18 protein-coding genes are annotated in these 24,810 nt (G+C 70.9%); 9 read left to right on the top strand and 9 right to left on the bottom strand.

Annotated elements, in window-relative coordinates; translation table 11 throughout:
• Nucleotides 1–16 precede the first annotated feature (16 nt).
• Nucleotides 17–1,783, bottom strand: coding sequence for a proteasome ATPase (arc, locus tag B073_RS0105975; RefSeq protein WP_018537184.1), 1,767 nt, complete (start codon nucleotides 1,781–1,783; stop codon nucleotides 17–19).
• 249 nt (nucleotides 1,784–2,032) lie between these two features.
• Here arc and B073_RS0105970 point away from each other — a divergent pair, with 249 nt between their 5' ends.
• On the top strand, nucleotides 2,033–2,326 hold the full coding sequence (locus B073_RS0105970; RefSeq protein WP_018537183.1) for a ferredoxin: 294 nt from the start codon (nucleotides 2,033–2,035) through the stop codon (nucleotides 2,324–2,326).
• A 99-nt stretch (nucleotides 2,327–2,425) separates the two neighbouring features.
• Here B073_RS0105970 and B073_RS0105965 read toward each other — a convergent pair whose 3' ends face one another.
• The 3 genes from B073_RS0105965 to B073_RS0105955 all read right to left on the bottom strand — a co-directional run bounded on the left by B073_RS0105965 (nucleotide 2,426) and on the right by B073_RS0105955 (nucleotide 5,712).
• Nucleotides 2,426–3,013 (bottom strand): hypothetical protein, encoded by a 588-nt coding sequence (locus B073_RS0105965; protein WP_018537182.1) that lies wholly within the window; start codon nucleotides 3,011–3,013, stop codon nucleotides 2,426–2,428.
• Nucleotides 3,014–3,214: 201 nt separating this feature from the next.
• Entirely contained in the window at nucleotides 3,215–4,198 is a 984-nt protein-coding gene (locus B073_RS0105960) for a tRNA (adenine-N1)-methyltransferase (RefSeq protein ID WP_018537181.1), read from the bottom strand.
• Nucleotides 4,199–4,407: 209 nt separating this feature from the next.
• Nucleotides 4,408–5,712, bottom strand: a complete 1,305-nt coding sequence (locus B073_RS0105955; protein WP_018537180.1) for a site-2 protease family protein — start codon at nucleotides 5,710–5,712, stop codon at nucleotides 4,408–4,410.
• A gap of 190 nt (nucleotides 5,713–5,902) precedes the next feature.
• Between B073_RS0105955 and B073_RS0105950 the strand changes: the two genes are divergently transcribed.
• Together B073_RS0105950 and B073_RS0105945 are read left to right on the top strand one after the other, a co-directional pair.
• Nucleotides 5,903–6,817, top strand: a complete 915-nt coding sequence (locus B073_RS0105950) for a PD-(D/E)XK nuclease family protein (RefSeq protein ID WP_018537179.1) — start codon at nucleotides 5,903–5,905, stop codon at nucleotides 6,815–6,817.
• A 250-nt stretch (nucleotides 6,818–7,067) separates the two neighbouring features.
• Nucleotides 7,068–7,739, top strand: coding sequence for a response regulator (locus tag B073_RS0105945; RefSeq protein ID WP_018537178.1), 672 nt, complete (start codon nucleotides 7,068–7,070; stop codon nucleotides 7,737–7,739).
• An 89-nt stretch (nucleotides 7,740–7,828) separates the two neighbouring features.
• On the opposite strand, the gene B073_RS0105940 is transcribed toward B073_RS0105945, so the two are convergent.
• The 4 genes from B073_RS0105940 to metH form a co-directional block, all read right to left on the bottom strand.
• Entirely contained in the window at nucleotides 7,829–9,424 is a 1,596-nt protein-coding gene (locus B073_RS0105940) for an ABC transporter substrate-binding protein (protein WP_018537177.1), read from the bottom strand.
• A gap of 84 nt (nucleotides 9,425–9,508) precedes the next feature.
• Nucleotides 9,509–11,119, bottom strand: coding sequence for an ABC transporter substrate-binding protein (locus tag B073_RS0105935; RefSeq protein WP_018537176.1), 1,611 nt, complete (start codon nucleotides 11,117–11,119; stop codon nucleotides 9,509–9,511).
• 359 nt (nucleotides 11,120–11,478) lie between these two features.
• Entirely contained in the window at nucleotides 11,479–12,192 is a 714-nt protein-coding gene (locus B073_RS0105930; RefSeq protein WP_018537175.1) for an HAD family hydrolase, read from the bottom strand.
• A gap of 215 nt (nucleotides 12,193–12,407) precedes the next feature.
• Nucleotides 12,408–15,917, bottom strand: a complete 3,510-nt coding sequence (metH, locus tag B073_RS0105925) for a methionine synthase (RefSeq protein ID WP_026247104.1) — start codon at nucleotides 15,915–15,917, stop codon at nucleotides 12,408–12,410.
• Between the two features lie 238 nt (nucleotides 15,918–16,155).
• Here metH and B073_RS0105920 point away from each other — a divergent pair, with 238 nt between their 5' ends.
• The 5 genes from B073_RS0105920 to B073_RS0105900 all read left to right on the top strand — a co-directional run bounded on the left by B073_RS0105920 (nucleotide 16,156) and on the right by B073_RS0105900 (nucleotide 22,484).
• Nucleotides 16,156–16,920 (top strand): IclR family transcriptional regulator, encoded by a 765-nt coding sequence (locus B073_RS0105920; RefSeq protein WP_018537173.1) that lies wholly within the window; start codon nucleotides 16,156–16,158, stop codon nucleotides 16,918–16,920.
• Nucleotides 16,921–17,147: 227 nt separating this feature from the next.
• Nucleotides 17,148–17,936, top strand: a complete 789-nt coding sequence (locus tag B073_RS0105915; protein ID WP_018537172.1) for an MIP/aquaporin family protein — start codon at nucleotides 17,148–17,150, stop codon at nucleotides 17,934–17,936.
• 43 nt (nucleotides 17,937–17,979) lie between these two features.
• Nucleotides 17,980–19,536, top strand: a complete 1,557-nt coding sequence (gene glpK / locus B073_RS0105910; RefSeq protein WP_018537171.1) for a glycerol kinase GlpK — start codon at nucleotides 17,980–17,982, stop codon at nucleotides 19,534–19,536.
• Nucleotides 19,537–19,550: 14 nt separating this feature from the next.
• Nucleotides 19,551–21,155 (top strand): glycerol-3-phosphate dehydrogenase/oxidase, encoded by a 1,605-nt coding sequence (locus B073_RS0105905; protein ID WP_018537170.1) that lies wholly within the window; start codon nucleotides 19,551–19,553, stop codon nucleotides 21,153–21,155.
• 231 nt (nucleotides 21,156–21,386) lie between these two features.
• Nucleotides 21,387–22,484 carry an LLM class flavin-dependent oxidoreductase gene (locus B073_RS0105900; RefSeq protein ID WP_037810972.1) on the top strand — a complete coding sequence of 366 codons (1,098 nt, stop codon included), beginning with the start codon at nucleotides 21,387–21,389 and terminating at the stop codon, nucleotides 22,482–22,484.
• 33 nt (nucleotides 22,485–22,517) lie between these two features.
• On the opposite strand, the gene B073_RS0105895 is transcribed toward B073_RS0105900, so the two are convergent.
• Nucleotides 22,518–23,324: an SDR family oxidoreductase gene (locus tag B073_RS0105895; protein ID WP_018537168.1), complete on the bottom strand. Its 807-nt coding sequence runs from the start codon at nucleotides 23,322–23,324 to the stop codon at nucleotides 22,518–22,520.
• A gap of 311 nt (nucleotides 23,325–23,635) precedes the next feature.
• On the opposite strand from B073_RS0105895, the gene B073_RS39205 reads away from it, so the two are divergent.
• Nucleotides 23,636–24,751, top strand: a complete 1,116-nt coding sequence (locus tag B073_RS39205) for a PAC2 family protein (RefSeq protein WP_018537167.1) — start codon at nucleotides 23,636–23,638, stop codon at nucleotides 24,749–24,751.
• The last annotated feature ends 59 nt before the right edge of the window (nucleotides 24,752–24,810 follow it).

The following is a 24,810-nucleotide window of genomic DNA, read 5'->3' as shown; positions in this document are numbered from 1 at the left end:
CAGCCGGCGAGCGGTGTTACAGGTATTGGCCGGTATTCGCCACCGTGTCGATGGAGCGGCCGGTGTCCGCGCCCTGCTTTCCGGTGACGAGGGTGCGGATGTAGACGATCCGCTCGCCCTTCTTTCCGGAGATCCGGGCCCAGTCGTCCGGGTTGGTGGTGTTGGGCAGGTCCTCGTTCTCCTTGAACTCGTCCACGCATGCCTGGAGGAGGTGGGAGACCCGCAGACCTTTCTGATTGTGCTCGAGGAACGCCTTGATGGCCATCTTCTTGGCGCGGCCCACGATGTTCTCGATCATGGCGCCGGAGTTGAAGTCCTTGAAGTAGAGGACTTCCTTGTCGCCATTGGCGTAGGTGACCTCCAGGAAGCGGTTTTCCTCGGATTCCGCGTACATCTGCTCGACGACCGACTGGATCATTCCGCTGACCGCCGCCTTGCGGGAATTTCCGTGTTCGGCGAGATCGTCGGCGTGCAGCGGGAGGTTTTCCGTGAGGTACTTCGAGAAGATGTCCTTGGCGGCCTCGGCGTCCGGACGCTCGATCTTGATCTTCACGTCGAGGCGGCCGGGGCGCAGGATCGCGGGGTCGATCATGTCCTCGCGGTTGGAGGCGCCGATGACGATGACGTTCTCCAGGCCCTCGACGCCGTCGATCTCGGAGAGCAGCTGGGGGACGATGGTGTTCTCCACGTCCGAGCTGACTCCGGAACCGCGGGTGCGGAAGAGCGAGTCCATCTCGTCGAAGAAGACGATGACGGGTGTGCCCTCGCTGGCCTTCTCCCGGGCGCGTTGGAAGACCAGGCGGATGTGCCGCTCGGTTTCGCCGACGTACTTGTTGAGCAGCTCGGGGCCTTTGATGTTCAGGAAGAAGCTCTTCCCGGCGGGCTGCCCGGTCACCTCGGCGACCTTCTTGGCAAGGGAGTTGGCGACGGCCTTGGCGATCAGGGTCTTGCCGCAGCCGGGCGGGCCGTAGAGCAAGACGCCCTTGGGCGGGCGGAGTTCGTGCTCCTTGAAGAGGTCCGGGTAAAGGTAGGGGAGTTCGACCGCGTCGCGGATCTGCTCGATCTGGCCGCTCAGACCGCCGATCTTGGTGTAGTCGATGTCCGGGACCTCTTCGAGGACCAGCTCTTCGACCTCGCTCTTGGGGATGACCTCGTAGACGTAGCCGGAGCGGGAGTCGAGGAGCAGGGCGTCGCCGGGGCGGATGGTGATGTCCAGCAGTGGCTCGGCGAGCCGGACCACCCGCTCCTCGTCGGTGTGCCCGATGACCAGCGCGCGCTCGCCGTCCTCGAGGATCTCCTTGAGGGTGACGATGTCGCCGGCGCTCTCGAACTCCATGGCCGCGACCACGTTGAGTGCTTCGTTGAGCATCACCTCTTGGCCGCGCCGGAGGTCGTCGGCCTCGACGCTGGGGCTGACGTTCACCCGGAGCTTGCGGCCCCCGGTGAAGATGTCGACGGTGCCGTCGTCGTTCGCCCGCAGGAAGACACCGAAGCCGGCCGGTGGCTGTGCGAGCCGGTCGACCTCTTCCTTGAGGGCGACGATCTGGTCGCGGGCCTCGCGGAGCGTGTTGGCGAGGCGTTCGTTCTGGGCGGAGACGCCGGCCAGGTTGGTCTGCAGCTCGACGATCCGCTCTTCGAGAATCCTCGTGTGCCGCGGAGAGTCGGCGAGCTTGCGTCGCAGGACGGCGATCTCCTGCTCAAGATAGGCAACCTGACCGGCTGGATCTTCAGACCCGCGCCCCGGCCGGATGCCGCGGTTGATGTCGTCGTCGTGGGCTGCCACGGTCCTCACCTCCTCCAAGGAGCTGGACGCTTCCAGACCCTACCTGGGCCGGTGCAGGTTGAAACCCCTAGATCGAAAAGACTGTCGGGGTGTGTCCGATCTTCACCCTTGCGCACGTCCTCACGCCAGGGGAATACCCACCCAACAACATCGGAAAGCGACCGGTTGTATCGTCGAGTCGGTCAACACCCGTCAGGGCTGGCGCCACTTAGACAAAAACGGTTCACGTACGCAGGAACGGCAGGCGAGATGACCGCGCAGGACGAAGCACCGGAGCTGGAAGTCTGGATCGACCAGGATCTGTGCACCGGGGACGGGATCTGCGCGCAGTACGCGCCGGAGGTCTTCGAGCTGGACATCGACGGTCTGGCGTATGTCAAGAGCCCCGACGACGAGCTGCTGCAGGACAAGGGCGCCACAACGCGCGTCCCGTTGCCGCTGCTCAACGACGTGCGGGACTCGGCCAAGGAGTGCCCCGGCGAGTGCATCCACGTGCGCCGGGTCACGGACCTCGTCGAGGTCTACGGGCCGGACGCGGAGTGACGGGCCGCGCCCGCGCCGTAGACACCGCGCGGACGCGGCGTAGATACGGCGTAGGCGCGGTGTGACGGAACACCGGACGCACATACGGCGTGTGAGGAGTCAGGCACCGTCTGTTGCGGTATTGGCGGGGAGTTCGCTCTGGACGAACTTCCCGCCTTGCCATTGCCACTTGAGGGTCTTGTGCACGTCCGGGAGGTAGCGCGGCACGTCGGGTGAGGAGTAGCCCTGGACGGCCGCGGAGACGACGCGGCCGTCGAGCGTGATGTCCTGGACCGAGAGGCGCTGGGAGGGCGCCAGGAGGGTCGCCACGACACGGGGTGACGCCTTGGGGCCGGGTGCCTGGGCGAGGACGTAGACGCCGCTGGGCGGGGTGCCGGCCTCGCTGTGGCAGCGGACCACGGCGACGGTCTGGGTGCCGCCGGTGCCGTCGAGGTCGCCGGAGACCTTGCGGACGACGTCGAGGCGGCTGGGGCCACAGTTCACCGGGAAGGCGACCCGGCTCGGGTCGGGGGCGGCGGTGCCGGGGGCGGCCTCGGTGGACGACGGGCCGGTGGTCGTGGCGAGGGCGCCGGTGGGTTGCAGGAGGGACGAGACCGCGATCACCGCCGAGATGGCGGTGGCGGTGGCGAGCCAGTGCATGAGGTGGGGCTGGGTGTGCAACAGGTCCTGGCCTGCCAAGGGCTGCACGTGGGGTAACTCCTGTGAGGTGCTGTGGCGGTGGGAGTGCCCAGCATCGTTCCACAGCGGGCAGCGGCAAGGAACCGGCGGGGACGGACTTTGCGGAGTTTTCCGCGCCTGCCCGCAGGGGGAACGAAGCGGCGCCGCCGGCGGTTCCCGTGAAGGGGAACTCATCGGCGGCGCCGGTCGGTTCGGCGGCCTGCCGGGCGGTCAGCCGTGCTCGGGCGAGCCGTCGGCGAGGTCGGCGGTGAGGTCGGTCGCGCTGGCGCCGTCGGGCTTGCCTGCGACGCGCTTCTCCGACGCCTTCTCCCGCCCGCCCGGCCCCGTGTAGTCCTCGCCGTACGCGCCCTTGGCGGGGCGGCGGCGGCGCAGCGGGGGCTCGACGCCGTCGGCCAGGCGGCGGGCGGTCAGCAGGAAGCCGGTGTGGCCGATCATGCGGTGGTCGGGGCGGACGGCGAGGCCCTCGACGTGCCAGGTGCGGACCATGGTCTCCCAGGCCGACGGCTCGTTGAAGGTGCCGTGTTCGCGGATCGCCTCCACGGTGCGGGCCAGCTGCGTCGTCGTCGCCACGTAGGCGCAGAGGATGCCGCCGGGCACCAGGGCCTTGGAGACGGCCTCCAGGCACTCCCAGGGGGCGAGCATGTCCAGGATGACGCGGTCGACGTCGGTGTCGGAGAGGTTGTCCTGGAGGTCGCCGACGGTGAGCGTCCAGGCGGGGTGCGGGCCGCCGAAGTAGCGCTGCACGTTCTGGGTGGCGATCTCGGCGAAGTCGGCGCGGCGCTCGTAGGAGTGCAACATGCCGTCGTCGCCGATGGCGCGCAGCAGGAAGCTGCTGAGCGAGCCGGATCCCACCCCCGCCTCGACGACGCGGGCGCCGGGGAAGATGTCGGCCATCGCCAGGATCTGCCCCGCGTCCTTGGGGTAGACCACGGCGGCGCCGCGGGGCATGGACAGGACGTAGTCGGGGAGCAGGGGACGCAGCGCGAGGTAGGCGACGTTTCCGGTGGTACGGACAACACTGCCCTCGGGCGCGCCGATCAGCTCGTCGTGGGGGAAGGCTCCCTTGTGGGTGTGGAAGCTCTTGCCCTCTTCGAGCGTGAAGGTGTAGTGGCGTCCCTTGGGGTCGGTGAGCTGGACCTGGTCCCCGACCTTGAAGGGCCCGCGACGGCGGGCGGCACCGGTCGGTTCGGACATGTGACCAGCCTACCGGCCGTTTGGCGTCCGCCGTACCACGGGCGGCGGGGCGGCCCGGAAAAGAGGCCCGTCGAACGGGGGCGGGCCCCCGGCCTGGGGGTTACCCAGCGGGGGCGGCGCGGAAGCGTGGTGTGCGGCGGTGGTGGCGGTGCGGGTGCCGGCCGGTCGTGGCGGTTGTGGGCGGGGCGGCGGTGGCCCGGGTCGGCTGGTCAGGGGGTGCGGGCCATGGCGGCGACGAAGGCGCGTTCCACGTCGGCGGTGGACAGCACGCCGTAGATCTCGCCGGAGGGTTCGACGACGAGGTATTCCGTGGCGGGGGTGGCGCGGAGGTGGTCCAGGAGGTCCTCGCCGGCGAGTTCGGCGGCGACCCGCATGCCGTCCTTGAGGTCCTGGGCGAGGGTGCCGACGGCGACCCAGGGGCGGCGGTGGTCGGGGATGCCGACGATGGCGGCCTCGCGGACCAGGGCGGTGGGGAACCCCTGGCGGTCGACGACGACCAGGGCGCGGGCGCCGGCGTCGTCGGCGCGGCGCAGCGCCTCGGAGAGCGGGGTGTCGTTCTCGACGGGGATGGCGCGGCGGGTGAGTGTACGGGCGGTGAGGTCGGGGAGGCGTTCGCGCAGGCGGGCCATGCGGAGGCTGTTGCCGGCGCCGGTCCAGATGATGGCGGCGAGGATCGCGGCGAGCAGGGCGTCGGTGAGCGAGTCGGCGCCGCCGATCTCCTCGGGGGCGCGGCCGAGGGCGCCGGTGTGGGTGAGCAGCGGCAGACCGATGAGGACCGTGACGGCCAGTGCGCGGCCGACCCAGGCGGCGGCGATGGTGCCGCTCATGGGCTTGCCGGTGAGCTTCCAGACGACGGCGCGCAGCATCCGGCCGCCGTCCAGTGGGAGGCCGGGGAGGAGGTTGAAGACGGCGACGATGAGGTTGGAGATCATCAGGCCGGCGAGCAGGACGCCGGGGACCGTGCCGGGTTCGACGAGCTTCATGCCGACGTAGAAGACGCCGGCGAGGACGAGGGAGAGGAGCGGGCCGACGAAGGCCAGGACGAACTCCCGGCCGGGACTCTCGGTCTCCTTCTCTATCTCGGAGACGCCGCCGAAGAACTGGAGCTGGATGCGGCGGACGGGGAGCCGGAAGCGCAGGGCGGCGACGGTGTGGGCGAGTTCGTGGACGAGCACGGAGGCGTAGAAGGCGACCGCGAAGAAGAGGGAGACGAGGTAGCGGGCGGCGCCTAGCTCGGGGAGGACGCGCTCCAGTTGGCCGCCGAAGACCCAGGTGATCAGGGCGGCGACCAGGAACCAGCTGGGTGCGACGTAGACGGGCACGCCGAAGGGGCGGCCCATGAGGATGCCGCCTCCGGGGGCCTTGCGCTCGGGGCGGCTCCGTCCGGTGCCCTGGGGGCCCGCCGGCGGGGCCGGTGGCTGCGGCCGTGCTCCGTCGGGGGTGTGTTCCGTCGGCCGGGGCGGCCGGTCCTGCCCGGACTCCTGGGGGTCCTGCGGCTTCCCGCTCTCGTCCACGGCGTCCCCTCGTTGAATACGGCTTCGGCACCTGCACTGTCTGACAACTCGATCATGCAGGGCAAAGGTGCCCGACGTCGATGGTATGCGGAGCTTCCGGCCGCGGGCCGCGGCGGGGGCGGCCGGGCGGGGTCTCCACCGCCGGTGACGCTTCGGCGATTGTCGGTGGCGGGCCGTAGGGTTCTGTGGCATGGGACGGAGCACGGAGAAGACCGAGGCGGGCGCGCCGGGTGACGGGCCGGTGGCGGCCGCGGTGCCGGCGCAGGGTGCGGGGCCGGCGCGGGGCGGGGCGCAGCCGCCGGTGGCGCTGTCGCCGTCGCGGGCGAGCGATTTCATGCAGTGCCCGCTGCTCTACCGCTTCCGCGTGATCGACAAGCTGCCGGAGAAGCCGAGTCCGGCGGCGACCCGGGGCACGGTGGTGCACGCGGTGCTGGAGCGGCTCTTCGACGCCCCCGCGGTGGAGCGTACGGCGGCCGGGGCCCGCGCGCTGGTGCCGGCCGAGTGGGAGAAGCTGCTGGCCAAGCGCCCGGAGTTGGCCGAGCTGTTCGCGCAGGACGCGGACGGGGCGCAGCTGGCGCAGTGGCTGGCGGAGGCCGAGGCGCTGGTGGAGCGGTGGTTCACGCTGGAGGATCCGACGCGGCTGGAGCCGGCCGACCGCGAGCTGTATGTGGAGACGGTGCTGGATTCCGGGCTGCGGCTGCGGGGGTTCATCGACCGGGTCGATGTGGCACCGACGGGCGAGGTCCGGCTGGTGGACTACAAGACCGGCAAGGCGCCGCGGCCGCAGTTCGCCGAGGGCGCGCTGTTCCAGATGAAGTTCTACGCGCTGGTGGTGTGGCGGTTGCGGGGTGTGGTGCCGCGCCGGCTCCAACTGGTGTATCTGGGCAGCGGCGAGGTGCTGACGTACGACCCTGACGAGCGTGATCTGCGGGGCGTGGAGCGGAAGTTGCTGGCGCTGTGGGAGGCGATCCGGCAGGCGACGGAGAGCGGCGACTGGCGGCCGCGGCCGACGAAGCTGTGCGGTTGGTGCGACCACCAGGCGCACTGCCCGGAATTCGGCGGCACTCCCCCGGTGTACCCGCTGCCGGTGAGCGGCGGCGTTTGACCCGGCCGGGGGTCCGGGGGTTGCCCCCGGAGGGACACAGCCGCTGCCGGTGAGCGGCGGCGTTTGACCCGACCGGGGTCCGGGGGTTGACCCCCGGGGAGACACAGCCGCTGCCGGTGGGCGGCGAGGGCTGATCCGGCCGGGGGTTGCCCCTGGGAGGCGTGGCCGGTGTGCCCGGCGGACGGTGGGGGTGGTCCGCAGGGCAGAATGGAGCGGATCGAGGAGATCTCGTCCCGCCGAAGGAGAACTTGTGGCCATCCGCGTCCTGCTGGTCGACGACCAGCCCCTGCTGCGTACGGGTTTCCGGATGATTCTGGAGGCCGAGCAGGATCTGGCGGTCGTCGGCGAGGCGGGCGACGGGCTCCAGGCGCTGGAGCAGGTGCGGGCGCTGCAGCCCGATGTGGTGCTGATGGACATCCGGATGCCGCGGATGGACGGGGTCGAGGCGACCCGGCAGATCACCGGCCCGGCGAAGGACGGTCCGGCGAAGGTGCTGGTGCTGACCACGTTCGACCTGGACGAGTACGTCGTCGAGGCGCTGCGGGCCGGGGCCAGCGGGTTCCTGCTGAAGGACGCCCCTGCCAATGAGCTGGTGCAGGCGATCCGGGTGGTGGCGGCGGGCGAGGCGATGCTGGCGCCGAGCATCACCCGGCGGCTGCTGGACAAGTACGCGGGGCATCTGCCGTCGGGCGAGGAGCAGGTGCCGGACACCCTCCACACGCTCACCGAGCGGGAGGTGGAGGTGCTGAAGCTGGTGGCCCGCGGGTTGTCCAACGCGGAGATCGCGGCGGATCTGTTCGTCAGCGAGACGACGGTCAAGACGCATGTCGGGCATGTGCTGACGAAGCTGGGGCTGCGGGACCGGGTGCAGGCGGCGGTGTACGCGTACGAAAGCGGGCTGGTGCGGCCGGGCGCCCAGTAGGGGCGGCGGGGCAGCCGATACGGCGGCGGGGCCGGTCCGGGGTGTCCCGGTCCGGCCCCGCCGCCGTTGTGGTCTTCCGTCCGGCCGGCTCAGGCGTCGGCGGACTTGCTGATCTCCCAGAAGCGGAAGACGGTCGAGGAGTCCAGGGTCCATTCCAGGCCGGAGACGCCCTGGCGGGCGACCGCGTACTGCTTGCCCTGCCAGATGGGGATGACCGGCAGGTCCTTGGCGATGATGTCCTGGAGCTCGCGGAAGGCGGCCTTGGTGGCGCCGCGGTTGGGCTGGTCGGCGGTCTGCGGCAGCAGCCGGCCGGTGATCTCCGGCGAGCTGTAGTGATTGGCCAGCACGCTGTCCTTGCCGAAGAACGGCTGGGTGAAGTTGTCCGGGTCCGGGTAGTCGGGTATCCAGCCCTTGACGTAGACGCCGAAGCGGCCGGCGGCCACGCCCTGGTCGTAGTCGCCGGTGGGCACGCTGCGCACCTTGGCGTCGAACAGGCCGCTGGCGTTGAGCTGTTGGGCGATTTCCTGGACGGCGGCGACGGTGCCGGGGCCGAAGCGGTCGGGGGTGGCCCAGAGGGTGAGCGGGACCTTGCCCTGGAGGCCGGCGTCGTGCAGTGCGGCGGCGGCCTTGTCGGGCTGCGGGCGGTCGCCGTAGGTGTTGAAGAAGGCGGTGTTGTGGCCGGTGATGCCGGCCGGGACGACCGAGTAGAGGGGTTCGGCGGTGCGCTGGTAGACGTCCCGGACGAGGGTGGAGCGGTCCAGGAGGTAGGCGACGGCCTTGCGGACGCCGAGCTTGCCGGCGACCGGGTCCTTGAGGTTGAAGACCAGGTGCATGACCTCGGCGCTGCCGCCCTCGACGACCTGGGTGCCGTGCTGCTGGTCCAGGGACGCCTTGTCGAGCGCGGCGATGTCCTTCATGGCCAGGCCGCGGTAGGCGAGGTCCACCTTGCCGCTGTCGACGGCCTTGCGGAGCGGCTGGGGGCCGGTGAAGAACTTCAGGGTCATCCCGGAGTTCTTGGTCTTGGCGGGGCCCTTGTAGGACGCGTTGACGGCGAACTTGGCCTGGTCGGGGCCGTAGGAGTCGAGGGTGTAGACGCCGGAGCCGACGGCCTTGCCGTCGGTGCGCAGCCGGTCGGCGGGGTAGGCGGTGTGGTCGACGATGGAGCCGGCGCCCGAGGCGATCTTCATGGGGAAGGTGGCGTCGGGCGCGCTGAGGTGGAAGACCACGGTCTTGGCGTCGGGGGTCTCGACGCTGTCCAGGGCGGCGAACATCACGGCGGGGCCGTCCTTGTCCTTGATCCGCCGGATGCGGTCGAAGGAGAACTTGACGTCCTGTGAGGTGAGTTTGTCGCCGTTGCTGAAGGTCAGGCCGTCCTTGAGGGTGCAGCGGTAGACCCTGCTGTCGGAGCCGGTGAAGCCGCAGCTCTCGGCGGCCTCCGGTTCCGGGGTCGTCTGGCCCTTGGGGAAGCTGAGCAGTGACTGGAAGACGTTGTTGAACAGCAGCCAGGAGCCGGGGTCGTAGCCCGAGGCTGGGTCGGTGGCCTTGACCTTGTCGGTCGTGCCCATGACGACGGGCTCGCCGTGGCCGGACGACTGCGAGGTGTCCGTGCCGCACCCGGCGACCGCGAGCAGGACTGTCGCCAGCCCGGCTCCGATCGGGGCGGACAGCCACTGGTCACGCTTCACTCGGTGGTTCCTCACGTTCTGGTGGTGCCGGTCGGGCCGCGGCGGGCTGCCGTGGCGGGGGACGGTGCCGGGAGGGGCGGGCGGTCAGCTGGAGACACCGCGGCCGAGCTCCCAGAGCTGCAGCGCCGAGGAGGAGTTGAGGGCCCACTCGATGCCGGTGATGTTGTCGCGGGCGGCGACGTACTGCTTGCTCTGCCACAGCGGGAGGAACGGGACGTCGTCGGCGAGGATGTCCTGGGCCTGCCTGAAGCCGGCGCCGGCGGCGTTGCGGTCGGTCTGCTGCCGGGTGCCGGGGATCAGCTGTGACTCGATCTTCTCGTTGCGGTACGGGGAGTTGAGGAAGTTCCCCTTGCCGACGAACGGCGCGATGTAGTTGTCCGCGTCGGGGATGTCGGCGAACCATCCCATGCCGTACGCCGTGTACTTGCCGCTGGACGCGTCGGTGCGGAACTGCTGCCAGCGGTCGACGCCCTTGATGCTGACGTCGAACAGCTTGGTGCTGTTGAGCTGCTTCTGGAGGGCGGCGAACTCCTTGGCCGTGTTGGGGCCGTAGTGGTACTTGCTGTAGGTCAGGGTGAACTTCACCGGGGTGGTGATGTTCGCCTGCTGCAGGGTCTGCTTGGCGGCGGCGACGTCGGGGGTGCTGCCGTACTTGGTGTAGAAGGAGTTGATGTGGCCGGAGAGGCCGGTGGGGACGAGTGAGTAGAGCGGGTCGCCGGTGTAGGAGTAGACGTCGCGCATCAGTTGGGAGCGGTTGACGACCTGTGCGATCGCCTGCCGGACGGCCTTGTTGGAGACGGCCGGGTCCTTGGTGTCGAAGGCGATGTAGCGGATCTCCTGGCCGGGCATCTCCTGGACCACCAGGTGCTTGTCCTGGGAGTTCTGCAGGCTCTTGACCTGGTCGGGCGTCAGGCCGCGGGTCAGCAGGTCGATGTCGCCCTTGCGGAGGGCGGCCTCCATGTCCGCGGAGTCGTCGAAGAACCGCATCTCGACGGAGTCGTTCTTCACCGGCAGCCCGCCCTTGTACTCGGGGTTCTTGGTGAAGACGGCCTTGGTGAGGCGGTCGCCGCTGTGCTCGGTCTTGACGGTGTACGGGCCCGAACCGACCGTCTCCCAGCCCTTGTAGAGGCTGTTCTTGGGGTAGACCTGGCTGTCGACGATGGCCGCGGCGGGGGTGGCGAGCTTCTGCGGGAAGGTGGCGTCCGGCTTGGTGAGGTGGAAGACCACCTCGCGGTTGCTGGGCGTCTCGACCCGGTCGATGTCGTCGAGCAGCGACACCGGGCCGTTGGTGTAGTTGATGGTCCGCATCCGGTCGATGGAGAACTTCACGTCCTGCGCGGTCAGGTCGTGGCCGTTGGAGAACTTCAGGCCGCTGCGCAGGGTGCAGCGGTACTGCTCGTTCTGGGTGTCGCGGAAGCCGCAGGACTCGGCGGCCTCGGGCGCCACGGCGGTGCCGGTGCGGGGCAGCCGCATCAGCGTCTGGAAGGTGCTGCGCAACACGTTCCAGGCGTCGGTGTCGTACGCCTGCGCCGGGTCCAGCGGCGCGGGGGCCGCCTTGGTGGCCTCGATCTGCGAGGCGACGCCGACGACGATCGGCGAGCCGCCCGAGCCCGCGCCGTCGCCGTTGCCGCAAGCGGCGAGAGCCGGGGCGAGGAGACCGGCCAGCGCCGGTAGCACCAGGGTCTTGCGATTCATCGTCGGCAGGTTCCTTATCAGCGCAGAGGTGTTGCTCGCGTCGAGATTAGTAGGCACCGCCAGCGGCTCATCGACGTACGGAAGTTACATCGATAGGGCGGCGGGATAACGGGAACAGCGTGATCGATATCCGGACGGCGGAACGTATTGCGCGTTGCCCCATCAATCCGGACACTTACCCCCGTAGAAACCTCCGACGGGGCCCCCTGGATCACCCACTGAGCCCCCTGTCGACGGCTCGGCACGTGAGAAACGTCACGCATCCCAGCGCCCCGGCCGACCCGGGAATTCCCGGCGTATTCGTCACGGAAAATAAGCGGATCGCTGCCGTGAGTTTCCGGGCAATACGCGCAGCACGCTCAGTGCACGGCCCCTTTGCTTTCCGTGATGAGGGCCTGGAGAAAAGGAAGATCGACTTCTTCGAGGGAGCCGACCACGCTCCGTCCCGGAGCCGGCGGGATCGGGGTCACGGACGGCACCGCGACCACCCGGCAGCCGGCCGCCTCCGCCGCCCGCACCCCGGTGAGGGTGTCCTCGACGACGGCGCACCGGGCCGGGTCGACGCCCAGCCGGGCGGCGGCGGTCAGATACGGGTCCGGGTGCGGCTTGGTCCGCATCAGGTCGTCGCCGGCGACGGTGAGGCGGAAGTTCTCCGGGCCGAGGGAGTGCAGCATCCGCTCGATGACGGTCCGGTGCGAGGCGGAGACCAGCGCGGCGGGCACGCGGTGCGCGGCCAGCTCGGACAGCAGTCGGCGGGCGCCCGGCATCAGCGGGACGCCGCGGCCGATGCGGGCCACGAACGCCTCGTTGAGCAGGGTGCTCAGCTCCGTCAGGCCGATCTCGGCGCCGGTCGCGCGCAGCAGGTAGCCGGCGCTGCGGGACATGGGGCCGCCGACGACGACCTCGCGGTGGCTGTCGTCGAGGACGTGGCCGAGCCGGGCGAAGACCTCCGCCTCGGCCTCCCACCAGAAGCCCTCGGTGTCGACGAGGGTGCCGTCCAGATCGAGGAAGACGGCCTGGAGGGTCGCGGCTTCGGCCGTCCGGGTGCCGACTGCGGGGATGCTGCTGGTCATCCATCCACCTCCGTTGGGACGTCCCCGGAGGGACGAAAGGGCCGGCCGCCACCCCCGGCGGGGGGAAACGACCGGCCACTACCGGATCGACCAGTGTACGACCGTACGCGCCGGAACGCCCGGGGAGTGCGGAGGATCCGCTTCCGTGGGCGCTCCGGCCGGTTCGCCGTGCCACCGCAGGTCACCGCGGTCCCGGGGCTTGCCCGGGGCCCCGGTTACCGCGCGTTGAAGTACTTCGCCTCCGGGTGGTGGATGACGATGGCGTCGGTGGACTGCTCGGGGTGGAGCTGGAACTCCTCGGAGAGCTGGACGCCGATCCGCTCCGGCTGCAGGAGGTCGGCGATCTTGGCGCGGTCCTCCAGGTCGGGGCAGGCTCCGTAGCCGAGGGAGAAGCGGGCGCCGCGGTACTTCAGCGCGAACATGTCCTCGACGTCGGCCGGGTCCTCGCCGGCGAAGCCCAGCTCGCCGCGGACCCGGGCGTGCCAGTACTCGGCCAGCGCCTCGGCCAACTGCACGGACAGACCGTGGAGTTCGAGGTAGTCGCGGTAGGAGTTGGCCTCGAACAGCTCGGCGGTGGCCGCGCCGATCCTGGAGCCGACGGTGACCACCTGGAGGCCGACGACGTCGGTCTCGCCGGACTCCTCCGGACGGAAGAAGTCGGCCAGGCACAGCCGGCGGCCGCGGCGCTGGCGGGGGAAGGTGAAGCGGGTCCGCTCGGTGCCGTCCTCGTGGAGCAGGATCAGGTCGTCGCCCTTGGAGACGCACGGGAAGTAGCCGTGGACGACGGCCGCCTCCAGGAGGTTCTCGGTCTGGAGCTTGTCCAGCCAGCCGCGCAGCCGCGGCCGGCCCTCGGTCTCGACCAGTTCCTCATAGCTGGGGCCCTCGCCGGTGCGGGCCTGCTTCAGCCCCCACTGGCCCTTGAACAGGGCGCCTTCGTCCAGCCAGGAGGCGTAGTCGGCGAGCTGGATGCCCTTGATGACGCGGGTGCCCCAGAACGGCGGGGTGGGCACGGGGTTGTCGGTGGCGACGTCCGAGCGGACGGTGCCCTCCTCCGGCTCCGGCTCGGTGACCGTCGCGTCCCGCTTGGGCACCCGGCGCTGCTTGAGCTCGGGCAGGGTCGCGCCGGGCACGCCGCGCTTGACGGCGATCAGCGCGTCCATCAGCCGCAGGCCCTCGAACGCGTCGCGGGCGTAGCGGACCTCGCCCTCGTAGATCTCGTGGAGGTCCTGTTCGACGTAGGCGCGGGTGAGGGCGGCGCCGCCGAGGATGACGGGGTAGTCGGCCGCCATCTTGCGCTGGTTGAGCTCCTCCAAGTTCTCCTTCATGATCACGGTGGACTTGACCAGGAGCCCGGACATGCCGATGACGTCGGCCCGGTGCTCCTCGGCGGCCTCCAGGATCGCGGAGACGGGCTGCTTGATGCCGAGGTTGACGACGTTGTAGCCGTTGTTGGACAGGATGATGTCGACGAGGTTCTTGCCGATGTCGTGGACGTCGCCGCGGACGGTGGCCAGCACGATGGTGCCCTTGCCCTCGTCGTCGGACTTCTCCATGTGCGGCTCCAGATAGGCCACCGCGGTCTTCATGACCTCGGCGGACTGGAGCACGAACGGCAGCTGCATCTGGCCGGAACCGAACAGTTCGCCGACCACTTTCATACCGGCCAGCAGGGTCTCGTTGACGATGTCGAGGGCCGGACGCTCCGTCAGGGCCTCGGCGAGGTCGTCCTCCAGGCCGTTGCGCTCGCCGTCGATGATGCGGTGCTTGAGGCGCTCCTCCAGCGGCAGCGCGGCCAGTTCGGCGGCCTTGTCGGCCTTGAGGGACTTGGCGGTGGCGCCCTCGAAGAGCTCCATCAGCTTCTGCAGCGGGTCGTAGCCCTCGGCGCGCCGGTCGTAGATCAGGTCGAGGGCGCAGGTCACCTGCTCGTCGTCGAAGCGGGCGATCGGCAGGATCTTCGAGGCGTGCACGATGGCGGAGTCCAGGCCGGCCTTGACGCACTCGTCCAGGAAGACGGAGTTGAGGACGATGCGTGCGGCCGGGTTGAGGCCGAAGGAGATGTTGGACAGGCCGAGGGTGGTCTGGACGTCCGGGTGGCGCTTCTTCAGTTCGCGGATCGCCTCGATGGTGGCGATGCCGTCCTTGCGGGACTCCTCCTGGCCGGTGCAGATGGTGAAGGTCAGGCAGTCGATGAGGATGTCGGACTCGCGCACGCCCCAGTTGCCCGTCAGGTCCGCGATCAGCCGCTCGGCGATCTCGACCTTCTTCTCGACGGTGCGGGCCTGGCCCTCCTCGTCGATGGTCAGGGCGATCAGCGCCGCGCCGTGCTCGACGGCCAGCCGGGTCACCTTCGCGAAGCGGGACTCGGGGCCGGCGCCGTCCTCGTAGTTGACGGAGTTGAGCACGGCGCGGCCGCCGAGCTTCTCCAGTCCGGCCCGCAGGACGTCGACCTCGGTGGAGTCCAGGACGATCGGCAGGGTGGAGGCGGTGGCGAACCGGCCGGCCAGCTCCTGCATGTCGGTGACGCCGTCCCGGCCGACGTAGTCGACGCACAGGTCGAGCATGTGGGCGCCCTCGCGGATCTGGTCGCGGGCCATCTCCACGCAGTCGTCCCAGCGGCCCTGAAGCATCGCCTCGCGGAACTTCTTCGAGCCGTTGGCGTTGGTGCGCTCGCCGATCGCCAGGTAGGAGGTGTCCTGGCGGAACGGGACGGTCTGGTAGAGGGAGGCCGCGCCGGGCTCGGGGCGCACCTCACGGGCGGTGGGCGCCAGGCCCCGGACCCGCTCGACGACCTGGCGCAGGTGCTCGGGGGTGGTGCCGCAGCAGCCGCCGACCAGCGACAGCCCGTAGTCGGCGACGAAGGTCTCCTGGGCGTCGGCCAGCTCGGCGGCGGTCAGCGGGTAGTGCGCGCCGTCCTTGCCCAGGACCGGCAGGCCGGCGTTGGGCATGCAGGACAGCGGGACGCGGGAATGGCGGGCCAGGTAGCGCAGGTGCTCGCTCATCTCGGCCGGGCCGGTGGCGCAGTTCAGGCCGATCATGTCGATGCCCAGCGGCTCCAGTGCCGTCAGCGCCGCCCCGATCTCCGAGCCCAGCAGCATCGTGCCGGTGGTCTCGACGGTGACGGAGCAGATGATGGGCAGGTGGGTGCCGGTGGCCTCCAGGGCGCGGCGGGCGCCGAGCACGGCGGCCTTGGTCTGCAGGAGGTCCTGGGTGGTCTCCACCAGCAGGGCGTCCGCGCCGCCGGCGATCATGCCCTCGGCGTTCTGCTGGTAGGCGTCACGCAGGGTGCCGTAGGCGACGTGGCCGAGGGTGGGCAGCTTGGTGCCGGGGCCCATCGAGCCCAGGACGTAGCGCTGCTGGCCGGTGGCGGCGGTGAACTCGTCGGCGACCTCGCGGGCGATCCGGGCGCCGGACTCGGACAGCTCGAAGACCTGCTCGGGGATGTCGTACTCGGACAGGGCGGCGAAGTTGGCGCCGAAGGTGTTGGTCTCGACGCAGTCGACGCCGACCTCGAAGTACGCCTCGTGAACCGACCGCACGATGTCGGGGCGGGTGAGGTTGAGGATCTCGTTGCAGCCCTCCAGCTGCTGGAAGTCCTCCATGGTCGGGTCCTGTGCCTGCAGCATCGTGCCCATGGCGCCATCGGCGACCACGACCCGTGAGGCAAGCGCTTCGCGGAGTGAGGTGACGCGGGACGAGCTGGTGGACGCGGGCGAATTCGAAGCCATGGAAGTGCTCCCGTGGTTGCGACGGCTGTCGGCTTTGCACCCCTCCTGAAGAGGGCGCACCCGGCCAGCGTAGCTTCCGGGCCGAGAGAGGTGTTCCCCGTTCCACGGCGTGGACAGCGGTTCCGGAGGCCGGACCGGTCCGTCAGCCATGATCGTCGGCAGCCGGGCCCACTCCCCATGGTCGGCATGGGCCGATATCGTTCAGCATTGTCGAACCAGATTTTTCGGAGGTCGCCCGATGGCACGCACCATCCAGTCGCTGGAGCGAGCAGCCGCGATGCTGCGGCTGCTCGCAGGGGGAGAACGGCGGCTGGGCCTCTCCGACATCTCCTCCTCGCTCGGACTGGCCAAGGGTACGGCGCACGGCATCCTGCGCACCCTCCAGCAGGAGGGCTTCGTGGAGCAGGACGCCGCCTCGGGCCGCTACCAGCTCGGCGCCGAGCTGCTGCGGCTGGGCAACAGCTACCTGGACGTCCACGAGCTGCGGGCCCGCGCCCTGGTGTGGACCGACGACCTGGCCCGCTCCAGCGGGGAGAGCGTCTATCTCGGCGTCCTGCACCAGCAGGGCGTGCTGATCGTGCACCACGTCTTCCGCCCCGACGACAGCCGCCAGGTGCTGGAGGTCGGCGCGATGCAGCCGCTGCACAGCACGGCCCTGGGGAAGGTGCTGTCGGCGTACGACCCGGTGGCGCACAGCGAGGCCGTGGAGGCCGAGCGGGAGTCCTTCACCCCGCGGACGACGACCGGACTGACCGACTTCGAGGCGGTGCTGGACCTGACGCGGGCGCGCGGCTGGGCGGCGGACGTGGAGGAGACCTGGGAGGGCGTGGCCTCGATCGCGGCGCCGATCCACGACCGGCGGCGGATGCCGGTGGGCGCGGTGGGGGTCACCGGGGCCGTCGAGCGGGTGTGCCGCGACGGCGAACTGCGGCCGGAAATCGTCGCTGCTGTGAGGGATTGCGCACGAGCGGTCTCCCGGGACCTCGGGGCAGGGCGGTTCTGACCGGTTTTGCCCCAGATGTTCACCTAGATTTTTCGCCACAGAGCCCTTGACGGGGTCTAGGAGGTAAACAAAACTGCCGTTCGTCGGTCGGCATTGCCGAACACCTGACGGAAATAAGCGTTATGGTGTGGACTGCCGCGGGCCGACCAACGCCCTCTCGGAGGGTGCGGACCACCGGAGGGACCCGGGGTTCGCCTTCCCCTGGACGAAGGACAAAGGAGTCGCGGGTGTCCAGCTCCGACATCTTCATCAGCGAGACCATCGGTACCGCTGTTCTGATCTTGATGGGCGGTGGCGTGTGCGCCGCCGTCACCTTCAAGCGCTCCAAGGCGTTCAACGCCGGATGGGTCGCCATCGCCTTCGGGTGGGGCTTCGCCGTCCTGACGGGTGCCTACATCGCCGCCAAGTCCGGCGCACACCTCAACCCCGCCGTCACCATCGGTCTCGCGATCAAGGGCGGCATCGAGTGGAGCCAGGTGCCGGTGTACTTCGCCGGCGAGTTCCTCGGCGCCATGATCGGCGCGGTGCTGGTGTGGCTCGTGTACTACGGGCAGTTCCGGGCGCATCTGACCGACCCGGAGGTTCTGACCGGCCACTTCGGCGAGGAGGGCATGGTCGACCCGGCCGCCGCCCCGAAGGCCGGCCCCGTGCTGGGCATCTTCTCCACCGGCCCCGAGATCCGGAACGTGGTCCAGAACCTCGTCACGGAGATCATCGCCACCGCTGTGCTCGTGCTGTCGATCCTCACCCTCGGGCTGAGCGACAACGGCAAGGGCGTGGGCGCGATCGGCACACTGCTGGTCGCCCTGGTCGTCACCGGTATCGGCCTGTCTCTGGGCGGACCGACCGGCTACGCCATCAACCCGGTCCGCGACCTCGGCCCGCGCATCGTGCACGCGCTGCTGCCGCTGCCGAACAAGGGTGGTTCCGACTGGGGCTACGCCTGGATCCCCGTCGTGGGCCCGCTGATCGGCGGAGCCGTCGCCGGGGGCATCTATCAACTGGCGTTCGCCTGAGCCGCCCCGCCCACCACGCCCGCACCGACCCCTGGAGCACACCATGAGCGACACCCCCAGCACCTCCTCGCACGGCCACGGTCCATTCATCGCGGCGATCGACCAGGGCACCACGTCCAGCCGCTGCATCGTCTTCGACCGCGACGGCCGGATCGTCTCCGTCGAACAGAAGGAACACGAGCAGATCTTCCCGAAGCCGGGCTGGGTCGAACACGATGCCGCCGAAATCTGGAGCAACGTCCAACAGGTCGTCGCGGGCGCCATCGACAAGGCCGCACAGAGCAACCCCGGCTTCTCCCCTGACGACGTCAAGGCGATCGGCATCACCAACCAGCGCGAGACCACTCTCCTCTGGGACAAGAACACCGGCGAGCCGGTCCACAACGCCATCGTCTGGCAGGACACCCGCACCGACGCGCTCTGCCGGGAGCTGGGCCGCAACGTCGGCCAGGACCGCTTCCGCCGCGAGACCGGCCTGCCGCTGGCCTCGTACTTCGCCGGCCCGAAGGTCCGCTGGCTGCTGGACAACGTCGAGGGCCTGCGCGAGCGCGCCGAGCGCGGCGAGATCCTCTTCGGCACCATGGACTCCTGGGTCATCTGGAACCTCACCGGCGGCGTCAACGGCGGCCGGCACGTCACCGACGTGACCAACGCCTCGCGCACCCTCCTGATGAACCTGCACACCCTGCAGTGGGACGAGAAGATCCTCGCCTCCCTGGACATCCCCGCCTCGCTGCTGCCCGAGATCCGGTCCTCCGCCGAGGTCTACGGCACCACCGCCGACGGCGTCCTGGCGGGCGTGCCGGTCGCCTCCGCGCTCGGCGACCAGCAGGCCGCGCTCTTCGGCCAGACCTGCTTCGAGGAGGGCGAGGCCAAGTCCACGTACGGCACCGGCACCTTCATGCTGATGAACACCGGCCACCAGCCGGTGAACTCCTACAACGGGCTGCTGACCACGGTCGGCTACCGGATCGGCGACCAGCAGACGGTGTACGCCCTGGAGGGCTCCATCGCCGTCACCGGCTCGCTCGTCCAGTGGATGCGCGACCAGATGGGGCTGATCAACAGCGCGGCCGAGATCGAGACGCTGGCCAGCACCGTCGAGGACAACGGCGGCGCCTACTTCGTGCCGGCCTTCTCCGGCCTGTTCGCCCCGTACTGGCGCTCCGACGCGCGCGGTGTCATCGCGGGCCTGACCCGTTACGTCACCAAGGCGCACATCGCCCGCGCCGTTCTTGAGGCCACCGCCTGGCAGACCCGCGAGATCACCGACGCCATGACCAAGGACTCCGGCGTCGACCTGACCGCGCTCAAGGTCGACGGCGGAATGACCTCCAACAACCTGCTGATGCAGACCATCTCGGACTTCCTGGACGCACCCGTGGTGCGCCCGATGGTGGCCGAGACCACCTGCCTCGGCGCTGCCTACGCGGCCGGACTGGCCGTCGGCTTCTGGTCCAGCACCGACGAGCTGCGCGCCAACTGGCGCCGGGCCGCCGAGTGGACCCCCCGCATGGACGCGGCCACCCGTGACCGCGAGTACAAGAACTGGCTCAAGGCCGTTGAGCGGACCATGGGCTGGCTCGACGACGAGAGCTGACTGAGGAGCACATCATGAGCACCCTGCAGAGCGTCCCGGCCCTCGGGACGCACCCGGCCGCCGGTTCCCTGCCGAGCCGCGCCGAAACCCGGGAGCAGCTGTCCAAGGCGACGTACGACCTCCTGGTGATCGGCGGCGGCATCCTGGGCATCTCCACCGCCTGGCATGCCGCGCAGGCCGGACTGCGGGTTGCCCTGGTGGACGCCGGCGACTTCGCCGGCGCCACCTCCTCCGCCTCCTCCAAGCTGCTGCACGGCGGTCTGCGCTACCTGCAGACCGGTGCGGTCAAGCTGGTCGCGGAGAACCACTTCGAGCGGCGCGCGGTCTCCCGCGAGGTGGCCCCGCACCTGGCCAACCCGCTCACCTTCTACCTGCCGGTCTACAAGGGCGGCCCGCACGGCGCGGCCAAGCTCGGCGCGGGCGTCTTCGCCTACTCCGCGCTCTCCGCGTTCGGTGACGGCGTCGGCCACGTCATAAGCCCGGCCAAGGCCCAGCGCGACGTCCCGGAGCTGCGGACGGAGAACCTCAAGGCCGTTGCCGTGTACGGCGACGACCAGATGAACGACTCCCGGATGGCGCTGATGACCGTCCGCGCGGCGGTCGCCGCCGGCGCCACGGTCCTCAACCACGCCGAGGTCACCGGCCTGCGCTTCACCCAGGGCCGGGTCACCGGTGCGGAGCTCAAGGACCGCCTCGACGGAGCCGAGTTCGGCGTCAGCGCCCGCCTGGTGCTCAACGCCACCGGCCCGTGGGTGGACCACCTGCGCAAGATGGAGGACCCGAACGCGGCGCCCTCCATCCGCCTGTCCAAGGGCGCGCACCTGGTGCTCAAGCGCACCTCGCCCTGGAAGGCGGCGCTGGCCACCCCGATCGACAAGTACCGCATCACCTTCGCCCTCCCCTGGGAGGACATGCTGCTGCTCGGCACCACCGACGAGGAGTACGAGGGCGACCCGGCGGACGTCGCGGTCAACGAGAAGGACACCGCCCAGATCCTGGACGAGGCCGCCTTCTCCGTCCGCGACCAGCAGCTCTCCCGCGACCTGATCACCTACTCGTTCGCCGGTCTGCGGGTGCTTCCGGGCGGTCCCGGCGACACCTCGAAGGCCAAGCGCGAGACGGTCGTCACCGAGGGCCGCGGCGGGATGCTGTCGGTGGCCGGCGGCAAGTGGACCACCTTCCGGCACATCGGCCGCACGGTGATGAACAAGCTCGCCGCGCTGCCCGGCCACCCGCTGGCCGAGGACATGGAGCCGATCGCGCAGCTGCCGAAGAAGCTCCCGCTGCCCGGTATCGCCAACCCCAACGCGGTCGCCCACCGGCTGCTGGTGGACGGCGGCACGCCCGGCCCGCGGATGGCCGCCGACACCGCGCGGCACCTGGCCACCCACTACGGTTCGCTCTCCTTCGACATCGCCCGGCTGGCGAACGAGGACCCGGCGCTGGCCGAGCGGATCCACCCGGACGCCCCGGAGATCTGGGCGCAGGTCGCCTACGCCCGGGACCACGAGTGGGCCGAGACCGTCGACGACGTGCTGCGCCGCCGGACCACGCTGACCATCCGCGGCCTGGCCACGGAGGACATCCGCGCCCGGGTCAAGACCATGCTGGAGGACTGACGCTTCGTCAGAACACCGCACGGGTGAGGTGAGTCGGGGCGGTCCACGGGCCGCCCCGGCCCCTTTGCGGAGCACACCGCGGCGCGCGTCCCCCTCCGGGGCGCGCGCCGCGGCCGTCCGGCGGCACGGTGCCACACGGCCGACACGCCGCCGCAACGTCCGGCGCGCACAGTGGGAGGACCGCACAGCGGGAGGACCACCGCCGGGGTGGACTCACGCCGGAAGGACGCCATGAAATTCTCCGTGCTCTCCCTGATCGGCCATGCGCCGCACCCGCTGACCGGACAACTGGCCGCCCCCGCCGACCGGTTCGCCGAAGTCGTGGCGAGCGCCGAGGCGGCCGAGCGGCTCGGCTTCGACGCGTACGCCGTCGGCGAACGGCACGCCGGCCCCTTCCTCTCCTCCAGCCCGTCGGTGGTGCTGGGCGCGCTGGCCGCCCGGACGTCCCGGATCCGGCTGCTGACCGGGGTCACCGTCGTGGCGATCCTGGACCCGGTGCGGGTCGCCGAGGACTACGCGACGCTCGACCAACTCGCCCGCGGGCGGCTGGAGCTGGTCGTCGGCAAGGGCGCCGAGGCCGGGCACTTCGACCTCTTCGGCCTCGACGAGGAGCGGCAGTGGGACCTCCAGGCCGAGAAGTACGAGCTGCTGCGCCGGCTGTGGCACGAGGAGAACGTCGACTGGTCGGGCGAGTTCCGGCCGCCGCTGAAGAACGTCACGACCCTGCCGCGCCCCTACGACGGCCCGCCGCGGATCTGGCACGGCTCGGCCACCAGCCGCAACTCCCCCGAACTCGCCGCGAGGCACGGCGATCCGCTGTTCACCGCCAACGCGATCCAGCCGCGCGCCGCCTACGCCGCGCTGATCGCCCACTACCGCGAGCGGTTCGCGGCTTACGGGCACGACCCGGCCCGGGCCCGGGTGGCCGCGGGCTCCGGCGGGCTGCTGATCGCCGACAGCGAACGGCAGGCGATCGCCCGCTACAAGGACCTCTACGAGGCGCGGGTCGCACAGAGCTTCCGGCCGCACCTGGCGGGCCGGCCCGGCTACAACACCCCGTTCCGCACCATCGAGGACGCCATCGCGGACGGCCCGCAGCTGATCGGCTCGCCGCAGCAGATCATCGACAAGATCCTCGGCTGGCACGCGGTGTACGGGCACGACCTGCAGTCGCTCAGCGTCGACGGCTTCGGGCTGGACCACGCCGAACAGCTGGAGACCCTGCACCGGTTCGCCGAGGAGATCGCCCCCGTGGTCCGCCGCGAGGCGCCCAGCACGCTGTGGGAGGACGCGGCGGACGGCGCCCCGGAGGGCGGGGAGCGGCGGTGACCGCGGGCGCGACCGGGCGCCCGCGGCCGCCCGTCAGGCGGCGAAGCCGCCGTCGACCGCGAGCGCGGCACCGGTGATGTACCGGCCGCCGTCGCCCGCCAGGTGGGCCACCGTCGCCGCCACGTCCGCCGGCCGCCCGTAGCTGCCGAGCGAGGTCAACTGCGCCTGGAACGCGGCGTTCTCGCCGTCCGCGGGGTTCATGTCGGTGTCGATGGGCCCCGGGTGGACGAGGTTGACGGTGATGCCGCGAGGCCCCAGCTCCCGGGCCAGCGCCCTGGTCAGGCCGGTGAGCGCGGCCTTGCTCGTGGCGTAGAGGGAGCCGCCGGGGAAGGCCACCCGCTCGGCCAGGCAGCTGCCGATCGAGATGATCCGGCCGCCCTCGGCCAGGTGGGCGGCCGCGGCCTGGGCTGCCAGGAAGGGGGCGCGGACGTTGGTCGCCAGCACCCGGTCCACGGCGTCGAGCGCGATGCCCTCGAAGGGCGCGATGAGGCCCACGCCCGCGTTGTTGACGAGGATGTCCAGCCGTCCCATGCGGTCGGCCGCGGCGGCGACCGAGGCCCGCACCTCCTCCGGGTCCGCGGCGTCGGCCCGGAGCGCCCAGGCCCGCCCGCCGGCCTCCTCGATCTCCTCGACGACCCGGGCGGCCAGGTCGTCCCGGTCCCGGTAGGTCAGCGCCACCGCCGCCCCGTCGGCCGCCAGCCGCACCGCGATGGCCGCGCCGATGCCCCGGCTGCCGCCGGTCACCAGCGCCGCCCTGCCGGTCAGCGGGCGGGCGCCGGGCACCGGGCCGGCGGGCTCCGTGGCCATCGTGGCCGTCGTGGTCGTCGTGATTGCCGTCATCGTCCTCACCTGTCTCGCATCCAAATCCTCAGCAAAAGCACCGAGTTGAGGGACTCCAGCACGCTTTCGGCGTTTCCGGGGGCTTCCTCCGCGGTACGGCTCGATCCTCCGGCACGGCGGCGTGCGGCGCTGGCGGAATACGGACGGCCAGGCCGCGGAGCGGGCCGCGGGCCGCTCCGGGCCGTCCGCACACACGCTCGTAAAGGGGCTGCGGATCGGCCCCGGATAAGCCGTAGTCTTGGGAGCGCACGCAATGGAACTGCTGCCGGCGGCCGCCCCAGGCGGCCCGACCGGCCGGAAGGAGGGGCTGGGTGATCGAGCTGGAGGGGGTGCCCGAGCTGATCGACCCGGTCATGGTGGCCGCGTTCGAAGGCTGGAACGACGCCGGCGACGCCGCCTCCGCCGCGGTCGCCCACCTTGACCGGGAGTGGAAGGGCGAGGTCTTCGCCGCGCTCGACGCGGAGGACTACTACGACTTCCAGGTGAACCGCCCCACGGTCTTCCTGGAGAACGGCGTCCGCAAGATCACCTGGCCCACGACGCGGCTCTCCGTCGTCCGGGTCGGCGACGCGGACGGCAAGGGGAACCCCCGCGACCTGGTCCTGGTCCGCGGCATCGAGCCGAGCATGCGCTGGCGCTCGTTCTGCAACGAACTCCTCGGCTTCGCCCATGAGTTGGGCGTCGAGATGGTGGTGGTGCTGGGCTCGCTGCTGGGCGACACCCCGCACACCCGGCCGGTCCCGGTGAGCGGCGTCAGCTCCGACGCGGACGTGGCCCGCCGGCTGGATCTGGAGGAGTCCCGCTACGAAGGCCCCACGGGCATCGTCGGCATCCTCCAGGAGGCGTGCACACACGCCGGGGTCCCGGCGGTCAGTCTGTGGGCCGCGGTGCCGCACTACGTCTCCCAGCCGCCCAACCCCAAGGCCACCCTCGCCCTCCTCAACCGCCTGGAGGACCTGCTCGACCTGCGGATCCCGCTCGGCGAGCTGACCGAGGACGCCCGCGCCTGGCAGCTGGGCGTGGACCAACTCGCCGCGGAGGACAGCGAGGTCGCCGAGTACGTCCAGTCGCTGGAGGAGGCCCGGGACACCGCCGAACTGCCGGAGGCGTCCGGTGAGGCCATCGCCCGCGAGTTCGAGCGCTATCTGCGCCGCCGTGACCCGCAGGCCGGCCCCGGGGTGGCGAGCGAGGGCGGCGTCGCCGACGGCCGGGACGGCTCCTACCTCCGCGACACCACCAGCGGCCGCTCCCGGCACCCGCGCGCCACGCCCAAGGAGCCGCGCGAGCCCCGGCCGCCGGAGGAGTCCGGCCCCCCGAAGCCGTCCACCGGCCCGGAGGCCGGCGAGGGCACCGGGGACCGCGACGCGGGACCGGACGGCGGCCGCACCGAAGGCGAGGGCCCGGAGGACTCCGGCGCCGAGCGCTGACCGGCCGCCCGGCCGCGATCCGCCGGCACACGACGAAGGGGCGCCCCCGCCATTCCGGC

This window comes from Streptomyces sp. MspMP-M5, assembly GCF_000373585.1.
In the GTDB taxonomy this organism is placed as follows: Bacteria; Actinomycetota; Actinomycetes; order Streptomycetales; family Streptomycetaceae; genus Streptomyces.
Note: the sequence above shows the minus strand (reverse complement) of the source record. Positions and strands in the feature narration are given on the sequence as shown.

Coding starts and splice junctions, on each gene's coding strand:
- B073_RS0105950 (WP_018537179.1), top strand. CDS start 5,903: ATGGGACGGAGCACGGAGAAGACCGAGGCGGGCGCGCCGGGTGACGGG.
- metH (WP_026247104.1), bottom strand. CDS start 15,917: ATGGCTTCGAATTCGCCCGCGTCCACCAGCTCGTCCCGCGTCACCTCA.
- B073_RS0105905 (WP_018537170.1), top strand. CDS start 19,551: ATGAGCACCCTGCAGAGCGTCCCGGCCCTCGGGACGCACCCGGCCGCC.
- B073_RS0105930 (WP_018537175.1), bottom strand. CDS start 12,192: ATGACCAGCAGCATCCCCGCAGTCGGCACCCGGACGGCCGAAGCCGCG.
- B073_RS0105960 (WP_018537181.1), bottom strand. CDS start 4,198: ATGTCCGAACCGACCGGTGCCGCCCGCCGTCGCGGGCCCTTCAAGGTC.
- B073_RS0105900 (WP_037810972.1), top strand. CDS start 21,387: ATGAAATTCTCCGTGCTCTCCCTGATCGGCCATGCGCCGCACCCGCTG.
- glpK (WP_018537171.1), top strand. CDS start 17,980: ATGAGCGACACCCCCAGCACCTCCTCGCACGGCCACGGTCCATTCATC.
- B073_RS0105970 (WP_018537183.1), top strand. CDS start 2,033: ATGACCGCGCAGGACGAAGCACCGGAGCTGGAAGTCTGGATCGACCAG.
- B073_RS0105935 (WP_018537176.1), bottom strand. CDS start 11,119: ATGAATCGCAAGACCCTGGTGCTACCGGCGCTGGCCGGTCTCCTCGCC.
- B073_RS0105895 (WP_018537168.1), bottom strand. CDS start 23,324: ATGACGGCAATCACGACGACCACGACGGCCACGATGGCCACGGAGCCC.
- B073_RS0105920 (WP_018537173.1), top strand. CDS start 16,156: ATGGCACGCACCATCCAGTCGCTGGAGCGAGCAGCCGCGATGCTGCGG.